Origin of the sequence: Streptomyces flavofungini (assembly GCF_041028215.1) — a bacterium.
Classification (GTDB): Bacteria; Actinomycetota; Actinomycetes; order Streptomycetales; family Streptomycetaceae; genus Streptomyces; species Streptomyces flavofungini_B.
Window position 1 is genome coordinate 1 of record NZ_JASKYR010001120.1, and the last position, 1,664, is coordinate 1,664.

Consider the following 1,664-nt stretch of genomic DNA (forward strand, 5'->3'; position numbering starts at 1 on the left):
GCTGCTGAGGATTCTCGCCTGCCCGCTGGACAAGGGCCCGCTGCACCTGCTCGCCCCCGAGGCGCCGCTGGTTCCGCAGGAGGCGCTCTACAACCCGCGCCTGCGCCGCAGGTACCCGGTGATCGACGGCATCCCGCAGCTCCTGCCCTCCTCCGGCGAGCAGGTCCCCGAGGACGAGCACGAGCAGCTCCTCAAGCGGATGTCCGGCTCATGACGCTGGCCGCCCGCCTGGCGCCCGTCGTGCCCGACCGGCTCATCGCCGCGCTGGCCCGGCTGGTCTATCCGCGCTTCGAGCCCGAGCTGGCCCGCCTCGGCGACCTCTGCCCGCCGGACTGCGCCACGGCCGTGGACGTCGGCGGCTGGTACGGGCCGTGGTCGCGCCGCCTCGCCTCGCGGGCGCGGCGTGTGGTGACCGTGGAGCCGGTGCCGCGGCTGGCCCGGCTGCTCGCCGCGAGCACCCCGCGCAACGTCCGCGTGGTCCAGGCGGCGGCCACCGACCGGCCCGGCACGGCCCGGCTCTGGCTGCCGCCCGGCGACCACGGCGAGCGGGGCGTGTCCTCCCTGATCCGCAGGGACATCCACGCCCGCGCGCTCGACGTGCCCTGCCTCACGCTCGACGGGCTCGGGCTGCGGGACGTGCACTTCGTCAAGATCGACGTGGACGGCAACGAGCTGCCGGTGCTGCGCGGCGCCCGCGAGCTGATCGCCAGGGACCGTCCCGCGCTCTTCATCGAGCTGGAGGCCCGCATCCAGCCGATCGGCCCGATCGTGGAGCTGCTCACCCGCGAGTACGGCTACCGGGGCTGGGTCCTGCCGCACGACACCTGGCTGCCGCTCGCCACCTTCGACCTGGAGGCCCACCAGTCGGGCGCGGCGCACGTGGTGTCCCAGGGCCTGCTGCGCCGGGTCCTGACGCCGCGCCGCCCCCGCTACGTCAACTCCGTCCTGTTCCTCCCCGAGGGACGCAGCCCGGGAAGCCCCGCGGTGCGCGACGATGGGGCACATGCCCGCTAGGTCCCCCAGCACCCCGCCGCCCGAGCCCTTCACGCCGCTGGACTTCCAGCTCGTCCTGCTGCGCCGCATGGCCGACCACAACCCGGAGCTCGTCGACCGCGCGCGGCACCGCCTCGGCGTCTCCGTGTCTCAGATGCGCGAGGCCAACCGCCGCTGGCAGGCGATGACCCGGGGGCGCGGCGGCGCCCGCAGCGCCCGCTCCCGCTACCGCTCGGTCCTCGGCGTTCCGGAGTCGGCCACCCGGCGCACCATCGGCGACCTGGAGTGCGAGGCGCTGCGCTGGCCGGTGCCGCTCTGGATCGACCTGCGCTTCGAGGTGCTGCTCGCGCCGAACGGGGCGGTCTGGAACGAGGGGCTGGTGCGCGCGCCCGGCACCCCGGGGCCCCGGCTCCGTACCGTCGCCGACCTCACGCCGTGGTCCTGCACGATCGACGAGGTGGCGCGCGCCTTCGCCCCCGCGCGGCCGATGGAGGGGACGGCGCCGACGCGGTGGCGGCTGGCGTTCGACGCGCCGGGGACGGCGGGCGCGAGGGGGGCGGAAAACGCGCAGGACGCCGAGGTCACCCGTCGGCGCTGCGTGGCGGAGTTCACGTGGGGGCTGCTCCAGCGCGTGGAGTTCCCGGACGCGGGCACGGGCCCGCCGCTCACAC

3 protein-coding genes are annotated in these 1,664 nt (G+C 76.1%); all 3 read left to right on the top strand.

The window, feature by feature from the left end; all coding sequences use genetic code 11:
- Window position 1: 1 nt before the first annotated feature.
- On the top strand, window positions 2-214 hold the full coding sequence (locus AB8Z36_RS38960) for a Trm112 family protein (protein WP_369218093.1): 213 nt from the start codon (window positions 2-4) through the stop codon (window positions 212-214).
- Window positions 211-1,014 (top strand): FkbM family methyltransferase, encoded by an 804-nt coding sequence (locus tag AB8Z36_RS38965; RefSeq protein ID WP_369218094.1) that lies wholly within the window; start codon window positions 211-213, stop codon window positions 1,012-1,014. The genes AB8Z36_RS38960 and AB8Z36_RS38965 overlap by 4 nt, the downstream gene beginning before the upstream one ends.
- Window positions 1,004-1,664: hypothetical protein (locus tag AB8Z36_RS38970; RefSeq protein ID WP_369218095.1), on the top strand; the 661-nt coding region annotated here is incomplete at its 3' end. The genes AB8Z36_RS38965 and AB8Z36_RS38970, both read left to right, overlap by 11 nt.

Coding starts and splice junctions, on each gene's coding strand:
- AB8Z36_RS38965 (WP_369218094.1), top strand. CDS start 211: ATGACGCTGGCCGCCCGCCTGGCGCCCGTCGTGCCCGACCGGCTCATC.